Annotated in this window: 13 protein-coding genes; 4 read left to right on the forward strand and 9 right to left on the reverse strand. The window is 50.9% G+C overall.

Annotation, left to right across the window (positions count from 1 at the left end; genetic code table 11):
• Positions 1-2 precede the first annotated feature (2 nt).
• Both BD749_RS05770 and BD749_RS05775 read right to left on the reverse strand, forming a co-directional pair.
• Positions 3-338, reverse strand: a complete 336-nt coding sequence (locus tag BD749_RS05770) for an arsenosugar biosynthesis-associated peroxidase-like protein (RefSeq protein ID WP_101443379.1) — start codon at positions 336-338, stop codon at positions 3-5.
• A gap of 59 nt (positions 339-397) precedes the next feature.
• A complete protein-coding gene (locus BD749_RS05775; protein WP_180336328.1) occupies positions 398-1,018 on the reverse strand; it encodes a TIGR04282 family arsenosugar biosynthesis glycosyltransferase in 621 nt (206 codons plus the stop codon).
• 258 nt (positions 1,019-1,276) lie between these two features.
• Between BD749_RS05775 and BD749_RS05780 the strand changes: the two genes are divergently transcribed.
• Positions 1,277-2,641 carry an NAD-dependent succinate-semialdehyde dehydrogenase gene (locus BD749_RS05780; RefSeq protein ID WP_101443381.1) on the forward strand — a complete coding sequence of 455 codons (1,365 nt, stop codon included), beginning with the start codon at positions 1,277-1,279 and terminating at the stop codon, positions 2,639-2,641.
• A gap of 319 nt (positions 2,642-2,960) precedes the next feature.
• Here BD749_RS05780 and BD749_RS05785 read toward each other — a convergent pair whose 3' ends face one another.
• Together BD749_RS05785 and BD749_RS05790 are read right to left on the reverse strand one after the other, a co-directional pair.
• A complete protein-coding gene (locus BD749_RS05785) occupies positions 2,961-3,755 on the reverse strand; it encodes a YdcF family protein (RefSeq protein WP_245868786.1) in 795 nt (264 codons plus the stop codon).
• Positions 3,756-4,075: 320 nt separating this feature from the next.
• Positions 4,076-4,297: a DUF2905 domain-containing protein gene (locus BD749_RS05790; protein WP_101443646.1), complete on the reverse strand. Its 222-nt coding sequence runs from the start codon at positions 4,295-4,297 to the stop codon at positions 4,076-4,078.
• A gap of 110 nt (positions 4,298-4,407) precedes the next feature.
• On the opposite strand from BD749_RS05790, the gene BD749_RS05795 reads away from it, so the two are divergent.
• Positions 4,408-6,861, forward strand: coding sequence for a type IA DNA topoisomerase (locus BD749_RS05795; RefSeq protein WP_101443383.1), 2,454 nt, complete (start codon positions 4,408-4,410; stop codon positions 6,859-6,861).
• Between the two features lie 40 nt (positions 6,862-6,901).
• Here BD749_RS05795 and BD749_RS05800 read toward each other — a convergent pair whose 3' ends face one another.
• Positions 6,902-7,303, reverse strand: coding sequence for a hypothetical protein (locus tag BD749_RS05800; protein WP_101443384.1), 402 nt, complete (start codon positions 7,301-7,303; stop codon positions 6,902-6,904).
• Positions 7,304-7,736: 433 nt separating this feature from the next.
• On the opposite strand from BD749_RS05800, the gene BD749_RS05805 reads away from it, so the two are divergent.
• Positions 7,737-8,690 carry an SWFGD domain-containing protein gene (locus BD749_RS05805; RefSeq protein WP_101443385.1) on the forward strand — a complete coding sequence of 318 codons (954 nt, stop codon included), beginning with the start codon at positions 7,737-7,739 and terminating at the stop codon, positions 8,688-8,690.
• A 191-nt stretch (positions 8,691-8,881) separates the two neighbouring features.
• Complete coding sequence (locus tag BD749_RS05810; RefSeq protein WP_101443386.1) at positions 8,882-9,505, forward strand: porin family protein; 624 nt, start codon at positions 8,882-8,884, stop codon at positions 9,503-9,505.
• Positions 9,506-9,856: 351 nt separating this feature from the next.
• Here the strand turns inward: BD749_RS05810 and BD749_RS05815 are convergent, their stop codons facing one another.
• From BD749_RS05815 to BD749_RS05830, 4 genes are all read right to left on the reverse strand, one after another.
• Positions 9,857-10,501 carry a carbonic anhydrase gene (locus BD749_RS05815; protein ID WP_101443387.1) on the reverse strand — a complete coding sequence of 215 codons (645 nt, stop codon included), beginning with the start codon at positions 10,499-10,501 and terminating at the stop codon, positions 9,857-9,859.
• Positions 10,502-10,514: 13 nt separating this feature from the next.
• Complete coding sequence (locus BD749_RS05820) at positions 10,515-12,086, reverse strand: SulP family inorganic anion transporter (RefSeq protein WP_101443388.1); 1,572 nt, start codon at positions 12,084-12,086, stop codon at positions 10,515-10,517.
• A gap of 152 nt (positions 12,087-12,238) precedes the next feature.
• Positions 12,239-13,636 (reverse strand): ATP-binding protein, encoded by a 1,398-nt coding sequence (locus BD749_RS05825; protein WP_101443389.1) that lies wholly within the window; start codon positions 13,634-13,636, stop codon positions 12,239-12,241.
• The gene (locus BD749_RS05830) at positions 13,633-14,313 is read right to left on the reverse strand and encodes a response regulator (protein WP_101443390.1); all 681 of its coding nucleotides are present in this window, start codon (positions 14,311-14,313) and stop codon (positions 13,633-13,635) included. The genes BD749_RS05825 and BD749_RS05830 overlap by 4 nt, the downstream gene beginning before the upstream one ends.
• Between the last annotated feature and the right edge of the window lie 11 nt (positions 14,314-14,324).

Here is a 14,324-nt window from a genome sequence, read left to right on the forward strand (position 1 = left end):
GCTTACATGGTCAGGTCTTTGATCTTGTTCATCATCTGCACGCCGTGTACCAGCGCGGCACCACCTTTAATGGCTGCGGCCACGTGCACGGCTTCCATCATCTGGTTTTCGTCAGCGCCTTTCTCCAGGCAGTCAGAGGTATAGGAATCGATGCAGTAAGGGCACTGCACGGCGTGAGAAACAGCCAGGGCGATCAGGGCTTTTTCGCGCTCGGTCAGGGCACCCTCTTTAAACACCTCGCCATAGTAATCAAAGAATTTACGGCCCATTTCAGGCTGCAACTCTGTGATGTTACCAAACTTTTTAAGGTCTGCTGGATTGTAATAGGTATTTTCCATAGAAAAATAAAGTCTTATTTACCCTTAAAGGTAACAAGAATCTATGGACTCCGGTTTGGTTAGCTCAGAATAGCGCTGAGTTGCCTGTGCAAATGATGGTATACGGGGAGGATATCGAGTTGGCGGGAAAGCTCGATTCCGCTGCCTGCCTCTGTTTTTTCGTCGAGCACGGTCAGGTTTCCCATGCTGGCCTGCATGCGGTACCCATAGAGCACCAGTTCGTTGAGTAGTTCGTCGGTTTGCCAGTTGAGCATGGCTAGCGCTTCGGGGTCGAAACAATCGATGTGCAGGCCCACCAGGTAGGCTCCTCCGTTCGTTCCCGGTCCCACCACCATGCGGCCCTTGCTCAGCGCCTCCTGGGCCAGTAGCAGGTCTGCCGAAGTCAGGTCCACGCAGTCGGCCCCGATGCAGATCACCCGCTGGTAGCCCATGGAGTATACCTCCTGGAAGGCATTGGCTAGGCGCTCTCCAAAGTTGCTTCCCTCCTGACGCTCCGGGTAGATCACCACCAGCGGTATGCCAGAACCCTTGGCCACAAACAAGGTATGCTGCAACAGCAGGTCGGCCGCTTGCTGGTTCAGCTCAGGGCCATGCTCCTGCGTGAACGTTCTGTAGCGGACCTGCTGCTCAGAAGTCTGGGCAAACAGTAAAATGACGGTATCGTGGTATGGTGTATTCAAAAGGGGAAATTTAAAAATAGAGAGCCCGCCTCTAAAGCATGCAATCTTTTGGAAGCTCTAACGGAGGGCAATTTAGCAAGAAACCATATATAAAAAAGGGAATATTCATGAAAGAAGTAACAATATCCGCAAAATACCGCAAATTGAACTTTAACAACACTTTATTTAATCATCTTTTTACCAGCCAATTGGACGCTACAGCACAAATAGCCTAGCTTCCGTATATTTACAGCACATCGCACTAAAGATCTGAAACGAATGGCCATACAAACGCTAAACCCCGCCACAAACGAAGTACTCAAAACTTTTGAGGCCCACACTTCCCAACAGGTAAACCAGAAACTGCAGGCAGCCGATACAGCCTTTCAGCAATGGAAGAACACCAGCTTTGAGGAAAGAGCCCAACTGATGAACCGTTGCGCGGAGATACTGGAGCAGGAAGCAGACCAATACGGTCGCATCATCACGCTGGAGATGGGCAAGCCATTGAAAGACGCCGTAGCCGAAGTGCAAAAGTGCGCCAAAGTGTGCCGCTACTATGCCGAGAACGCCGCCGAATTTTTGAAAGACGAGGAAGTGGAGTCCGGCGCCAGCCGAAGCTTGATTGCTTACCAGCCCCTGGGTGTCGTGCTGGCCGTGATGCCCTGGAACTTCCCTTTCTGGCAGGTTTTCCGTTTCCTGGCCCCTGCCCTGATGGCCGGTAACGTAGGCGTGCTTAAACATGCTTCCAACGTTCCGCAATGTGCCCTGGCCATCGAGGAGATCATTCGTAAGGCCGGCTTTCCGGAGGATATCTTCCATACCTTGCTGGTAGAGTCAAAGGCCGTTGACGCGATCATTGAAAACCCGATTGTGAAGGCCGTTACCCTGACCGGCAGCGAAGGGGCTGGCTCCAAAGTGGCCGAAAAAGCGGGTAGCGAGATCAAGAAAACGGTGCTGGAGCTGGGCGGCAGCGATCCGTTTATCATTCTGGAAGATGCCGACCTCGAAGCCGCTGCCACTACCGCCGTGAAATCGCGCATGGTGAACACAGGCCAGAGTTGCATTGCTGCCAAGCGCTTTATCGTGGTGGAAGGTATAGCCGATGCCTTTCTGGAGAAGATGAAGGAGAAGATGCAGGCCTTAAAAACAGGAGACCCCCTTACCGACGACTGCGACTATGGTCCGCTGGCCCGCAAAGACCTGGCCGAAGAGTTGGAGGAGCAGGTGCAGGAATCGATCAGGAAAGGCGCTAAAATGGTGCTGGAAGGTGGTCATAAAGAAAAGGACTCTGCTTATTTCAAACCCATGATCATAAAAGATCCTAAACCCGGCTCCCCCGCTTACGAAGATGAACTGTTTGGTCCCGTCGCTATTGTGTTTGTTGTTCGAGATGAGGACGAGGCGATCCGGATAGCCAACGACCACCGCTACGGCCTGGCCGGTACGGTCTTCACCAGCGACCATGAGCGCGGCCTGCGGGTGGCACGAAAGGTCGAGACAGGCGCCATGTTCGTCAACGCCATGGTCGCGTCCAGTCCCGAAATGCCTTTCGGCGGCATTAAAAAGTCAGGCTACGGCCGCGAACTCTCCTACATCGGCATCCGGGAGTTCACAAACCAGAAGAGTATTTGGATTGGTTGATGGAGTGAGTTAGTGAATGGTTAAATTGTTGACGGTTAAATTGTCGAAGTATTGTCCTATACATGATTCATAGCCAAACTATAGATTTTTTTGTCATTTTGACCTGGGGGTAGGGGCCCTCTATTAGGGAGAAATCTGGAATAGTGCCTATCGTTTGAAATAATCCAGATCCCTCAATTCTTTCGGGATGACAATTCGAAATCCCTGCTACTTAGTGCACAAGCGTTAATCAAAATTACTTAATCGTACACAGAACAATTTAACCATCAACAATTTAACCATTCACTAACTCACTCAATCACTCATTCACTCAATAGAATTACGCATACCCTACCACCTTGTAAATAACAAAACCAGCAATCTCGTGAATGATGCGGTGCCAGAGGCGGAAAGCGTCGGGGTTGGGGATAAGCAACTCGTCGGGGGTATAGCGGAGCTCGGAGGTATAGAAATCGGTTGGGAAAATATCGGTGGCTATACCTGCTTTGTCAAAACAGGCTTTGGCGCGACGCATGTGGAAGGCGGATGTCACGAGCAGACGGCGCTTTAATTCGGGATGCTTCTGCAGCACATCGCCAGCGAAGATGGCATTCTGGTAGGTGTTATCGCTGCGGGTCTCGATCAAGATGTCTTCCTGCGGCACACCTGCCAGCAGCAGAATTTCCTGTAGCATTTCTGCCTCCGGCCGGCGGTCCAGGGCGACGGTGCCTATACCTCCCGTGATCAGAAATTTGTCTACCTTGCCCATGCGGTAAAGCTTGAGCGGGTGCAGGAAGCGGTCGGCCCCTTTATTGGTATGCACCCGGTCTTCCGCAAAGCCGATGGCTTGGGTTACACCTGTCAGGATGATGGCGATATCGTAATTTTCCACCTGTTCCAGCGGCACAGCTTTCAGTTCCCAGGCGCGCATGGTCACGTTCGCCAGGAAAGGATTTGAGAATACCAGCAGTAACACCGTAGCTGAAATCAAGGTATAGCGACGCCATTTGGCCGATCGCAGGAATATGGCCAGCAGAAGCAGCACTGCGATCCAGATAATGGGCATCAGGAAATACTGCAGCAGCTTGGAGAGGATAAAGAACATAAGGGTTGTCAGGTATAGCAGATGCCGCAAAGGTATAAAAGGGTTTTTGACAAAGGAATTTTTGACAAAGAACTGCCTGAAAAAGGACTTTTTGGCAAAAGACTGTTTGACAAAAGACAAAAGACTTTTTAATGAACGTCAATCAGATCGTAAACAAAGAGCTATTGGCTTGACTTGAATAAGACGTTGTAACAGAATCTTGCCGGAGCCCATCAGGGATAGCGGTATGTAAAGACAGGGCAATTTATGAAGTCTGGTTCAAATAGTATTCTGCCAAAAGCTACATCATCAAAAATCCCTTTGTCCAATAGTCCTTTGTCTTTTGTCAAAAAAACTCCTTTGTCAAAGATTTAAAAGAACCTGCGAAAGACCCAGAGCAACAATGAAAGAAGGATGCTCACCAGGATCATGCTGGTGATGGGCATGTAGAATTTGAAATTCTCGCGCTCCACCCGGATGTCGCCGGGCAGGTTGCCGAACCAGCCGAGCTTGTCGCCTGCCAGCCAGACGATCAGACCGATGACGACTATGGCTATACCTATGATCACAATGTATTTTCCGAATGGCTGCATAATCATTTTATTTAACGTTCAGACCTTACTTAGGGCAAAGCAAGTTTAGGGATTTATACCTTAAAAGCGTAAATTTGAATGTTAGAGTCACCCTAAAATTACCCTATACCTTGAAAGTTTGCATTGCTGAGAAACCGAGTGTCGCCCGTGAGATAGCCAACGTAATTGGTGCCAAAACCAGAAAGGATGGCTATTACGAGGGTAACGGCTATCAGGTCACCTGGACTTTCGGCCACTTCTGCACCTTGCGTGAGCCCGACGATTACCGCCCCGAGTGGAAACGCTGGAGCCTTTACGACCTGCCCATGCTGCCCGAGAGGTATGGCATCAAGCTGATGCAGGACAAGGGTGTGGTGCAGCAGTTCAACATCATCAAAAAGCTGCTCGACAATGCTGAAGAGGTGATCAACTGCGGTGACGCCGGCCAGGAAGGGGAAGTGATTCAGCGCTGGGTGCTCACCGAGGCCAACTACCGCAAGCCTTTCAAGCGCCTCTGGATCTCCTCGCTCACCGAAGACGCCATCCGGCAGGGTTTTGCCCGACTGCGCGAAGGCTCCGAATTCGATTCACTTTACCAGGCCGGTAAAAGCCGCGCCATCGGCGACTGGCTGCTGGGCCTGAACGCCACACGGCTCTTCACGCTCAAGTATGCGCAGGGCCGGCAGACGCTCTCCATTGGGCGGGTGCAGACCCCTACCCTGGCCATGATCGTGAACCGCCACCACGAGATCGCCAACTTTGTGCCGCAGGCTTACTGGGAACTCAAAACCGTATACCGCGACACGACTTTTTCAAGCACCAACGGCCGCTTCCACAAAGAGGAAGAGGGTCAGCAGATACTGGAGGCCATTCAAAAGGATGAACTCACCATCACCGACATCGAGACAAAGAAAGGCACTGAAAGTCCACCCAAGCTGTTTGACCTGACCTCGCTGCAGATCGAGTGCAACAACAAGCTGAGCATGTCGGCCGACGAAACGCTCAAGACCATCCAGAGTCTCTATGAGAAGAAGGTGGTGTCTTACCCGCGTGTGGACACGGTGTTTCTGCCAGACGATATCTACCCGAAGATTCCGGGCATTTTGCAGGGTCTGAGCGGCTATCAGCAGGAAGTGGCCCCTTTGCTGCAAAGCAAGATCCGGAAGAGCAAAAAAGTATTCAACAACAACAAAGTAACTGATCACCACGCCATTATACCTACCGGCGCACAAGCCAGTCTGTATGGGCGCGAGGCAGAGGTATACGATATCATTACGCGTCGCTTTCTGGCCGCTTTTTATCCGGATTGTATTGTGAGCAACACGACCGTGATGGCAGAATCAGCAGGCTATACCTTCCGGGTACGAGGCAAGCAAATCCTGGAACCGGGCTGGCGTGTGCTGTATGGTGCGGAAGACGTGAAATCAGACAGCAGCACGGCCAAGGACGGTAACAAAGAGGAAGAGGAAACCGCCGGAATCCTGCCCAATTTCGAGAAAGGCGAGCACGGTCCGCATGCGCCACTGCTAGACAAAAAATGGACGAACCCACCAAAGGAATACACTGAGGCCACCCTGCTGCGTGCCATGGAAACTGCCGGACGCCAGATTGACGACGAGGAGCTGAAAGAGGCGCTGAAGGAAAACGGCATTGGCCGACCTTCTACCCGCGCGGCCATCATCGAAACGCTGTTCAAGCGCCAGTACATCCGCAAAGACAAAAAGAAAATCGTGCCGACGCAAATGGGCATCGACCTGATCGGTGTGATCCGCAACCAGACGCTCAAGTCGGCGGAGATGACCGGACAGTGGGAGCGCAAGCTGCGCCAGATCGAGGGCGGCAGCTTTAAGGCCGAGGCTTTTCTGCAGGAGCTGCAGGAGTTTGTGGTGAGTCTGGTGCAGGAGGTAAAGTATGACAAAGCCACTGTGACCATGGAGGCGCAGCCGGAGCCTGCCCCCGCAAAAGGAGGAGCTGCCAAAGCCGGAAAAGAAAAGGGCGCCTCTAAAAAGCCGAAAGCCGAGGCTATACCTGGTGCAGGCCTGGGCGCCTGCCCTGCCTGCGGCGAAGGGCACATTCTGAAAGGATCAAAAGCCTACGGCTGCATCCGCTTCAAAGAGGGCTGCCGTTTTCTAATTCCGATCGAGCTGCAAGGCAAGGCCATCACCGACAAACAAATCACAGCCCTGCTCAGCAAAGGCAAGTCGCCTGTGATCAAAGGATTTAAAGACGAACAAGGCAACAGCTTTGACGCCAGCCTGAAACTCGACAGCAACAAGCAACTTGTGTTCGAGAAAGCGGAAAAAGCCCCGGAGGTTGATCCATTCGCGACATGCCCGAGATGCCAGCAGGGCAGTATGCTCAAAGGCAAGACCGCCTATGGCTGCAGCCGCTTCCGGGAAGGCTGTCAATTTGTAGTGCCTTTTGAGATGGGTGGCAAACAACTTAACGATAAGCAGATTGCTACCTTGCTCACCAAAGGCAAAACCGGCAAAATCAAAGGCTTTACCTCAGCCAAGACTGGTAATTCCTTCGATGCAGCCCTCACCATTAACGATAACTGGCAAGTTGTATACCTGCTAAACTAGGCAACTACCCGGTAACAGGTATAGCCTACAGGTATACAACTTACTTCACCGAGAAAAGCACTTCATCGGTTGCCACGTTCGTGCGGTAGTCTGTGGCGTCGATCCTTAAGGTATAGTCGCCCTGTGGCAGTTCGGTGGCGCTGAGGAGCGTATCAAATTCCAGGATCTTCTTATCGGGCATCGTAGTGAAGTTGATGTGATCTGCATCGCCTCCGACAGCCCGCACTCGCACCTGCAACTCCTTCACTTTGTCCTTGTCAGAAGCTGTCAGTTTTACCCGAAGGCCAGAAGACTTCAACAGCTTTTGGTTGTTGGTCGGATTCCGGATCGTCAGCGCAGGCTTGGAACCATCCGGTTGCAGGCTCCCATCCTCAAACACATCTTCACATGCCGTTAAAGAAACGACAGCAACCACTGAGGCCAGCAATTTTGTAAATTTCATAAAATAGTAACTAACGTAAAAGTCTAAAGGCCCGCAAGTTACTAAATCAGTATAATTTACAAAAGACAAAAAGTACAAATTTTATCTAATAACAAAAACAGATTAAGCTGCTTTTTAAAACAATAAACCTCACATAATTAACTTTATTTCAAACACAAACAACATATATCGAATTCACTCTAAAAACAGCCCGCATCCTATAATTCAATTTTATCTATATAACCTAACTCAGTTTATCAATATTCTTACACAATTTACAATTGCACTGATTTCATGCAGGCAAAGGTTCTAAATTACCACTTCTGTGTTTCACTCTCCCTCCCGACACCTTCAATAACTTAAAAGCACTATAACCGTAAAAAATACCTGCGCACCTTTTTAGGGGAAGCATTTGAATTGTTCTTTTTTTTAAACCTAAAATTTAACGAAAGCTATGAGAAGCTATGAAAATTCGGGTTCAAACCCATACAATGACAACTTCAGGACTGAGAGCAGAGGCTCAGCAAGAAACTATTATTCAGGAGATTATGACCCAAGCAGCCGTTTAAGAGGTTCTTACGGAAGCTCATCTTCGGGCTCTTCCCGTTCAGGTGACTTCGGTAGCGGACGCGACAGCTATTCTACCTCGGGCTACGGTGGCACATCAACTTATGGCCGCTCAGCCGGCAGCTCAAACTACGGCTCCGGTTCTACATATGGCTCTGGCTCAAACTACGGCTCTGGCTCTAACCGCCGCTACGGCAGCAGCGACTGGGATTCTTCTAATCGCTATGCCGATCGCGACGCCTGGGATCGTGGCTCAGACGAGGTGAAATCATGGTTCGGCGACGATGACGCAGAGCGCAGAAGAAGAATGGATGACATGCGTGACCGTGGCAGCGACAGCTATCGTTCAAACCGCGGCTACAGTGGTTCATCTAACTATAGCGGCTCCAACTATGGTGGCTCTAACTATGGTTCAGGCTCATCAAACTATGGTTCAGGCTACGGTTCAACCGGAAGCTACGGCTCTGGTTCAACTGGCTACGGTTCAGGCAGCTATGGCTCCAGCTCTTCTAACTACGGCTCCGGCTCTTCTAACTACGGTTCGGGCTATGGTAGCGGAAGCAGCTACGGTTCATCTAACTATGGCAGCAGCAGAAGCTCCAGCGACTGGGATCGTGACAGAGATCATGAAAGGGGCTTCTTTGACCGCGCAGGCGATGAAATAAAATCATGGTTCGGCGACGAAGAAGCAGAACGCAGAAGAAGAATGGACGAAATGCGCGACAGAGACCACGACAGCGACTATAACAGCCGCTACAGAACACATACCAGCTACGGCAATACCTACAGTGGTCCTCCGTACTCTTATGGTTCATCTTCCCGCAGAGACTACGAATGGTAAAGAGCAGGTAACGACTTATTAGTCAATTACCTGACCTATATATTCATTAAAACTGAAAAAGCCCGGCCAACTTTGGCCGGGCTTTTTGCATAAGAAAAATAGTACAATTTATATATATCCTCCCTTGACCTGTTTTTTCCTTCTAAGTAATTTCACCCTCATTAAACCAACCTCAAAAACAGGTATTTTCTATGAAACGATTCTTATTAGCCATGTGCTGCCTGGTGCTTGTCACAGGCACTGGTTTTGCCCAACAGTTAGGTTTTAAAGGGGGCGCTACCTATACCACCTTCAGCGGCGCCGATACCGACAATTATAAGTATCGCGTGGGGTACACCGGTGGTATATTCCTGCAGAAGCATTTTAACAACATGATGGCCATGCAACTAGAAGCGCTATACACTTCCAAAGGGGCCCGTCGCGAAATCTACTCAGGCAGCAACCTGCAAACAGCCGAGGTGTTCAAGCTCAACTACATCGATATCCCAGTGCTCTTCCACGTTTCGGCCAGTGGTGTCTTTTTTGACCTGGGCCCGCAGGTGTCTTTTATCTACAACGCCAGCCATGTACACGAAGCGCACTCCAGCAGCGGCGACAAGATCGTGACAACCAAGCATAACATCTCCGACAACCCGTATACCATAGACTTCGCCTATGTGGGTTCTGTGGGCTACCGTGCTACCAACGGCCTGGGTCTTGAGGTGCGCTATACCGGTGGTCTGAAAAAGATCGACGATGAAGGGGCTTTTGTGAACCGCGAGCGCCGAAACTCCGGCTTCAGCCTCATGCTAAGCTACCTGCTCGGCGGACGCTAGACAATACGTTTCCCAATTGTGAAGCCCTCCCAACCCGGAGGGCTTTTTTATTTGCCCTTAGCTGCCTAAGGTATAGCAAATTGTTTTTATAACTGGCATTGGCACAGCTATACCTGTTCGCGTTCATTATGCCTATACCTAGCAGATAATCTCTGCCTTCAGGCATTGTCTCACCGATAGCTGACTTACCGGTAAATATATTTTCAAGGTCAAACCCAGCCGAAAAAGGCAGTTGCCGATTTGCTGGAATTAAACAGCTGCAGCATGGCTTAAAAACACAAAACCCTCACAGATGCGAGGGTTTTGTCCGATATACATGAATCGGTAGGTATAGGTAGTAGCAGTTCTTCGTTAAGTTCCGGATTTTTCCTCCATCAGGCTGTAAATGTGCTCGTAGCGCTTTATGCTATTCTCCTGCTCCATCACATTGAGGTCTCTCAAAAGGCCTTCCTTCAGATCGTACACCAGGCCATAAAGCTTAGGCGGATCGTCTGTTTGCATGGCGTTCTGTATGATGGATGTCTTCGACAGGTTTAGCACCTGCTCAGTAATGTTCAGCTCCACCAAACGTCGCTGGCGCTGCCCTTCATCCTCAATGCTCATCAGTTCCTGCTCGTGCAGTCGGATCACATCCTTAATGTTGCGCAGCCAGTTGTCGATCATGCCGAACTGCTTGTTGCTGGCCGCCGCTGCCACACCGCCGCAACCATAGTGGCCACACACGATGATGTCTTTTACTTTTAATACCTCCACGGCATACTGCAGCACCGAAAGCAGGTTCATATCGGTATGCACGACCATGTTGGCGATGTTGCGGTGCACAAAAATCTCACCTGGTCCTGTACCCGTTACTTCGTTTATAGGAATGCGGCTGTCGGAGCATCCTATGTACAGGTAACGAGGCTTCTGGCCCATCGCCAACTTGTTAAAGTAGTCCTTGTCCTCGTTGAGCTTCTGGGCTACCCACTTTCTGTTATTCTCAAATATCTTTTGCATAATTGATCTATTTCTAGTGCATGTCCAGCACCTGTACTTCTTCTATGTTCAATACTTCCACAAATATACCACGCTCATGTGCTGTTTTCTTGAATTCCTGAATCGCCTCCAGCACATCGTAGTCTATGTATTCTGAATTGGCACCGTCAATGATCACGTGGCTGTTATCCGGCAGTTTCTCGAGTGTGAGCACAATGCTGGCTTTGTTCAGGAACGACACGTGCTCGCTCAGCTTGATGCGAATTGTTTCCTTATCCCGATGCTCCTCTTTGTGGAAGAAGTACGGCGATTTGTAATTGGCTTTCAAGATAAAGAAAATACCAACAGCCAGACCGATCAGGATGCCAACCAGCAGGTCGGTGAACAGGATAGCCACAATGGTTACCACGAAAGGAATAAACTGCTCGTGCCCCAGTTTAAGCTGCCCTTTGAAAAGAGTTGGTTTCGTCAGCTTATAGCCTACCATCAGCAGCACGGCGGCCAGTGCAGAAAGGGGTACCTGGTTGAGGAAGCCAGCCAGGAAAAGCACTGCCAGCAGCAGGAACACACCGTGTATAAAGGCCGACATCTTCGTTTTGCCGCCCGCCGCTATGTTGGCTGAGCTGCGCACGATCACAGCCGTCATCGGGATACCGCCCAGCATACCGGCTATGATGTTACCGACGCCCTGCGCCTTCAGCTCGCGATTGTTCGGTGTGCGGCGCTTATGCGGGTCGAGTTTGTCCACCGCTTCCACACTCAGCAAAGACTCCAGACTGGCTATGATGGCAATGGTAAAGGCCACCACATAGAGCGACGGATTGGTGAGTTGCTCAAAAGCCGGGAAACGAAGTTCGTTCTGCAGCGCTCCGATACTGGAAATCTCCGGAAGGTTAACCAGGTGCGTACCTGCAATAGCCAGTTCAGGAAAATAATGAATGAACATATAGTTTATACCTACAGAGCCAACCACCACGATCAAAGCGCCAGGCACCAGCTTAAACAGCTTAATGCGTTTCATAAACGGCTGCTCCCACAAAATCAGCACCGCTATGGAGATAAGACCAATGATCAGGGCCCCCACCTGTATGGCACTGAACGCATGGATGATTTCAGAAAACGTGTTGCGGCCATCCGGTTGAAAGAAGTTCATCTCTCCGAAGAAATCATCGTCAGCTCCCATGAAATGGGGTATCTGCTTCAGGATCAGGATCAGACCAATGGCCGCCAGCATCCCCTTGATAACAGAAGAAGGAAAATAGAGACCAATGACGCCGGCTTTGAGAAAGCCCAGCGCTACCTGCAGAACACCTGCCAGCACAACCGCCAGCAAAAAGGCCTCATACGACTGCAAGGTCTCAATGCCATTCAGCACGATCACGGTAAGGCCAGCTGCCGGACCGCTCACACTCAGTTGCGACCCGCTCAGCCAGGAAACAACCAGCCCACCGACCACACCGGTAACGATACCGGCAAAGAGAGGGGCGCCAGAAGCTAATGATATACCTAAACAGAGAGGAAGAGCAACCAGAAAAACAACCAGGCCTGCCGGAATGTCCTTTCCAAGGCTTGCCAGGTAGTTTGGCTTTAGAGTAGTATTTTTCATATAATAGGGAATGCTAAGAGAAGGGGTCCCAACTCATATCCCTGCACCGACCAAAAGGTCAGCAGCAGGAACACAAGTCAGAATACTCACCTTATGTGTACAAAAGTACGGGGAGGGTATTAAGGCAGCATTAAAACCACATTAAAAACAAATTAAAATGTGTTTTTTGCTGAAATTAATCCGATTGCCTGGGGCAAACGCAATGTCACAACGGTTCCTTCATCCACACGCGAATCGATGGAAATAGAGCCTTTGTGTAGTTTTATGATGCTTTCCGTAAGGGGTAAACCGATGCCGTGCCCGGTAATGTTACGCACATTGTTTGCCCTGAAAAATGGCACAAACACGTGCCGCAGGTCATGCGGCGCTATGCCCACGCCCTTGTCCGTTACCTGCAATACCACCTCCCGCCTGTCAGCCGAAAGCCGCACGGTGCTATACTCCCCTTTAGGCGAGAACTTGGCCGCATTTTCCAGCACATTCACAATGGCGATCAGCAGCAGCGCATCGTTTCCTTTCACAATCAGGCGGTCCTCGTCGTCGGGCAGGTTGTCGAAATCAATGTCGAACAGCGCGCCCGGGTGGCGTTTCATTGCCTGCTCATGGGCCATCCACAACAATTCATCAAAGCGAAGGAGTGAGAGCTTGATTTTGGAGGTGTCCACGCTGGCCTGCGCTATCTGCAACAAGCCGTTGGAAAGCTCTGCCAGCAAACGGGCATCTTCCAGTATGGAGGCCAGCACCCGCTGGTATTCTTCTTTCTCACGGGGTTTCATCAGCGCCACTTCCAGCTCACCGATCATGGCTGTGAGCGGGGTACGCAACTCATGCGAGGCATTCGACACAAAGGTGCTTTGCATCTCAAAGGCCATCTCCAGTCGATCCAGCATTTTGTTGAAGGTCTGCGCCAGGTGCGAGAGTTCGTCCTTGCCTTCTGCGTCGCTCAGGCGCAGGTGCAGGTCCGAGGCGCTTATCTTCTCTACCTCCCCCACCACCTTGGTGATGGGCCGCAGTGCCTCCCGCGCAAACGCCCAGCCGGCCAGCACCACCACCACCATGGAGCCCAGAAATCCGACGATCAGGATAACTTTCAGGTGCTGAAGCTTGCGTAGGCTGTAGGCATCCACTGAAGAGGAGAACACGGCGAATTCGCCTTCATTATCTTCATAGAGCATTCCTACTACCTGGCGCTCTTCCTGCTCGTAATGTACCATGCCCTCCTGCTTCACACGTTCCAGCACGGTGGGTGCCACTTCCAGCTGCCCGTCTCCATCTGAGAAAAACAAGGTCCCGTCCAGCCGGTATATGCTTACTTTTTCGAAAGGAAGCACCTGGTAATAACGGATCTGGTTGCTGCGGCGGGCCCGCTCGCTCACTTCATCCGCCTCCAGCACATGCGCGGCCGTGTTATAGGCGCGGCCTTCAATGCGCTTAAAAAAATCGTCCTGCCGGTAAAGGGAGGTGAAGTAGTAGATCACCAGCGAAAACAGGAAAAGGATAAGGGCGAATATACCTGCAAACTGCAGGGTTAGTTTATTGCGGATCGTCATGCCTCGTCCTCCTTCAGCACATAGCCCATGCCCACCAGGGTATGGATCAGTTTACCGGGAAAGCCTTTGTCTATCTTTTTGCGCAGGAAATTGATGTATACATCGATCACGTTGCTGCCTGTGTCAAAAGAGGTTTCCCACACGTTCTCTGTTATATCCACGCGGGACACCACACGCCCTCTGTTGCGCAACAAATAATGCAGCAGCGCAAATTCACGGGCAGTTAGGTTGATGGGCTTACCGCCACGGGTCACGGTCTTGCTCCCCAGGTCCATTTCGAGGTCACCGATCGAGAGTTTCTCGCTTCCCCCACCCTCACCGGATCGGCGGGCCAGGGCGCGGAGGCGGGCCAGCAACTCTTTAAACTCGAAAGGTTTGGTCAGGTAGTCATCAGCGCCGGCATCCAGGCCGGTTATCTTGTCATCGGTGGAGCCCAGGGCAGTCAGCATCAGAATCGGGACCTGTGGCTTTTTCTTACGAACAGCCTGGCAAACCTCCAACCCGTTCATGTGGGGCAGTATTATGTCCAGAATGATCAGGTCGTATTCGTTTTGCAGCGCCATCTTCAGCCCAAAGTTTCCGTCGTAGGCCTGGTCCACTTCATACGACTGTTCTTCCAGCCCCTTTTTGATAAAGGAAGCTACTTTGGGTTCATCTTCTACCAGCAGTATTCTCATAATCCTGTCAC

Source organism: Pontibacter ramchanderi, assembly GCF_002846395.1.
Lineage (GTDB): Bacteria > Bacteroidota > Bacteroidia > Cytophagales > Hymenobacteraceae > Pontibacter > Pontibacter ramchanderi.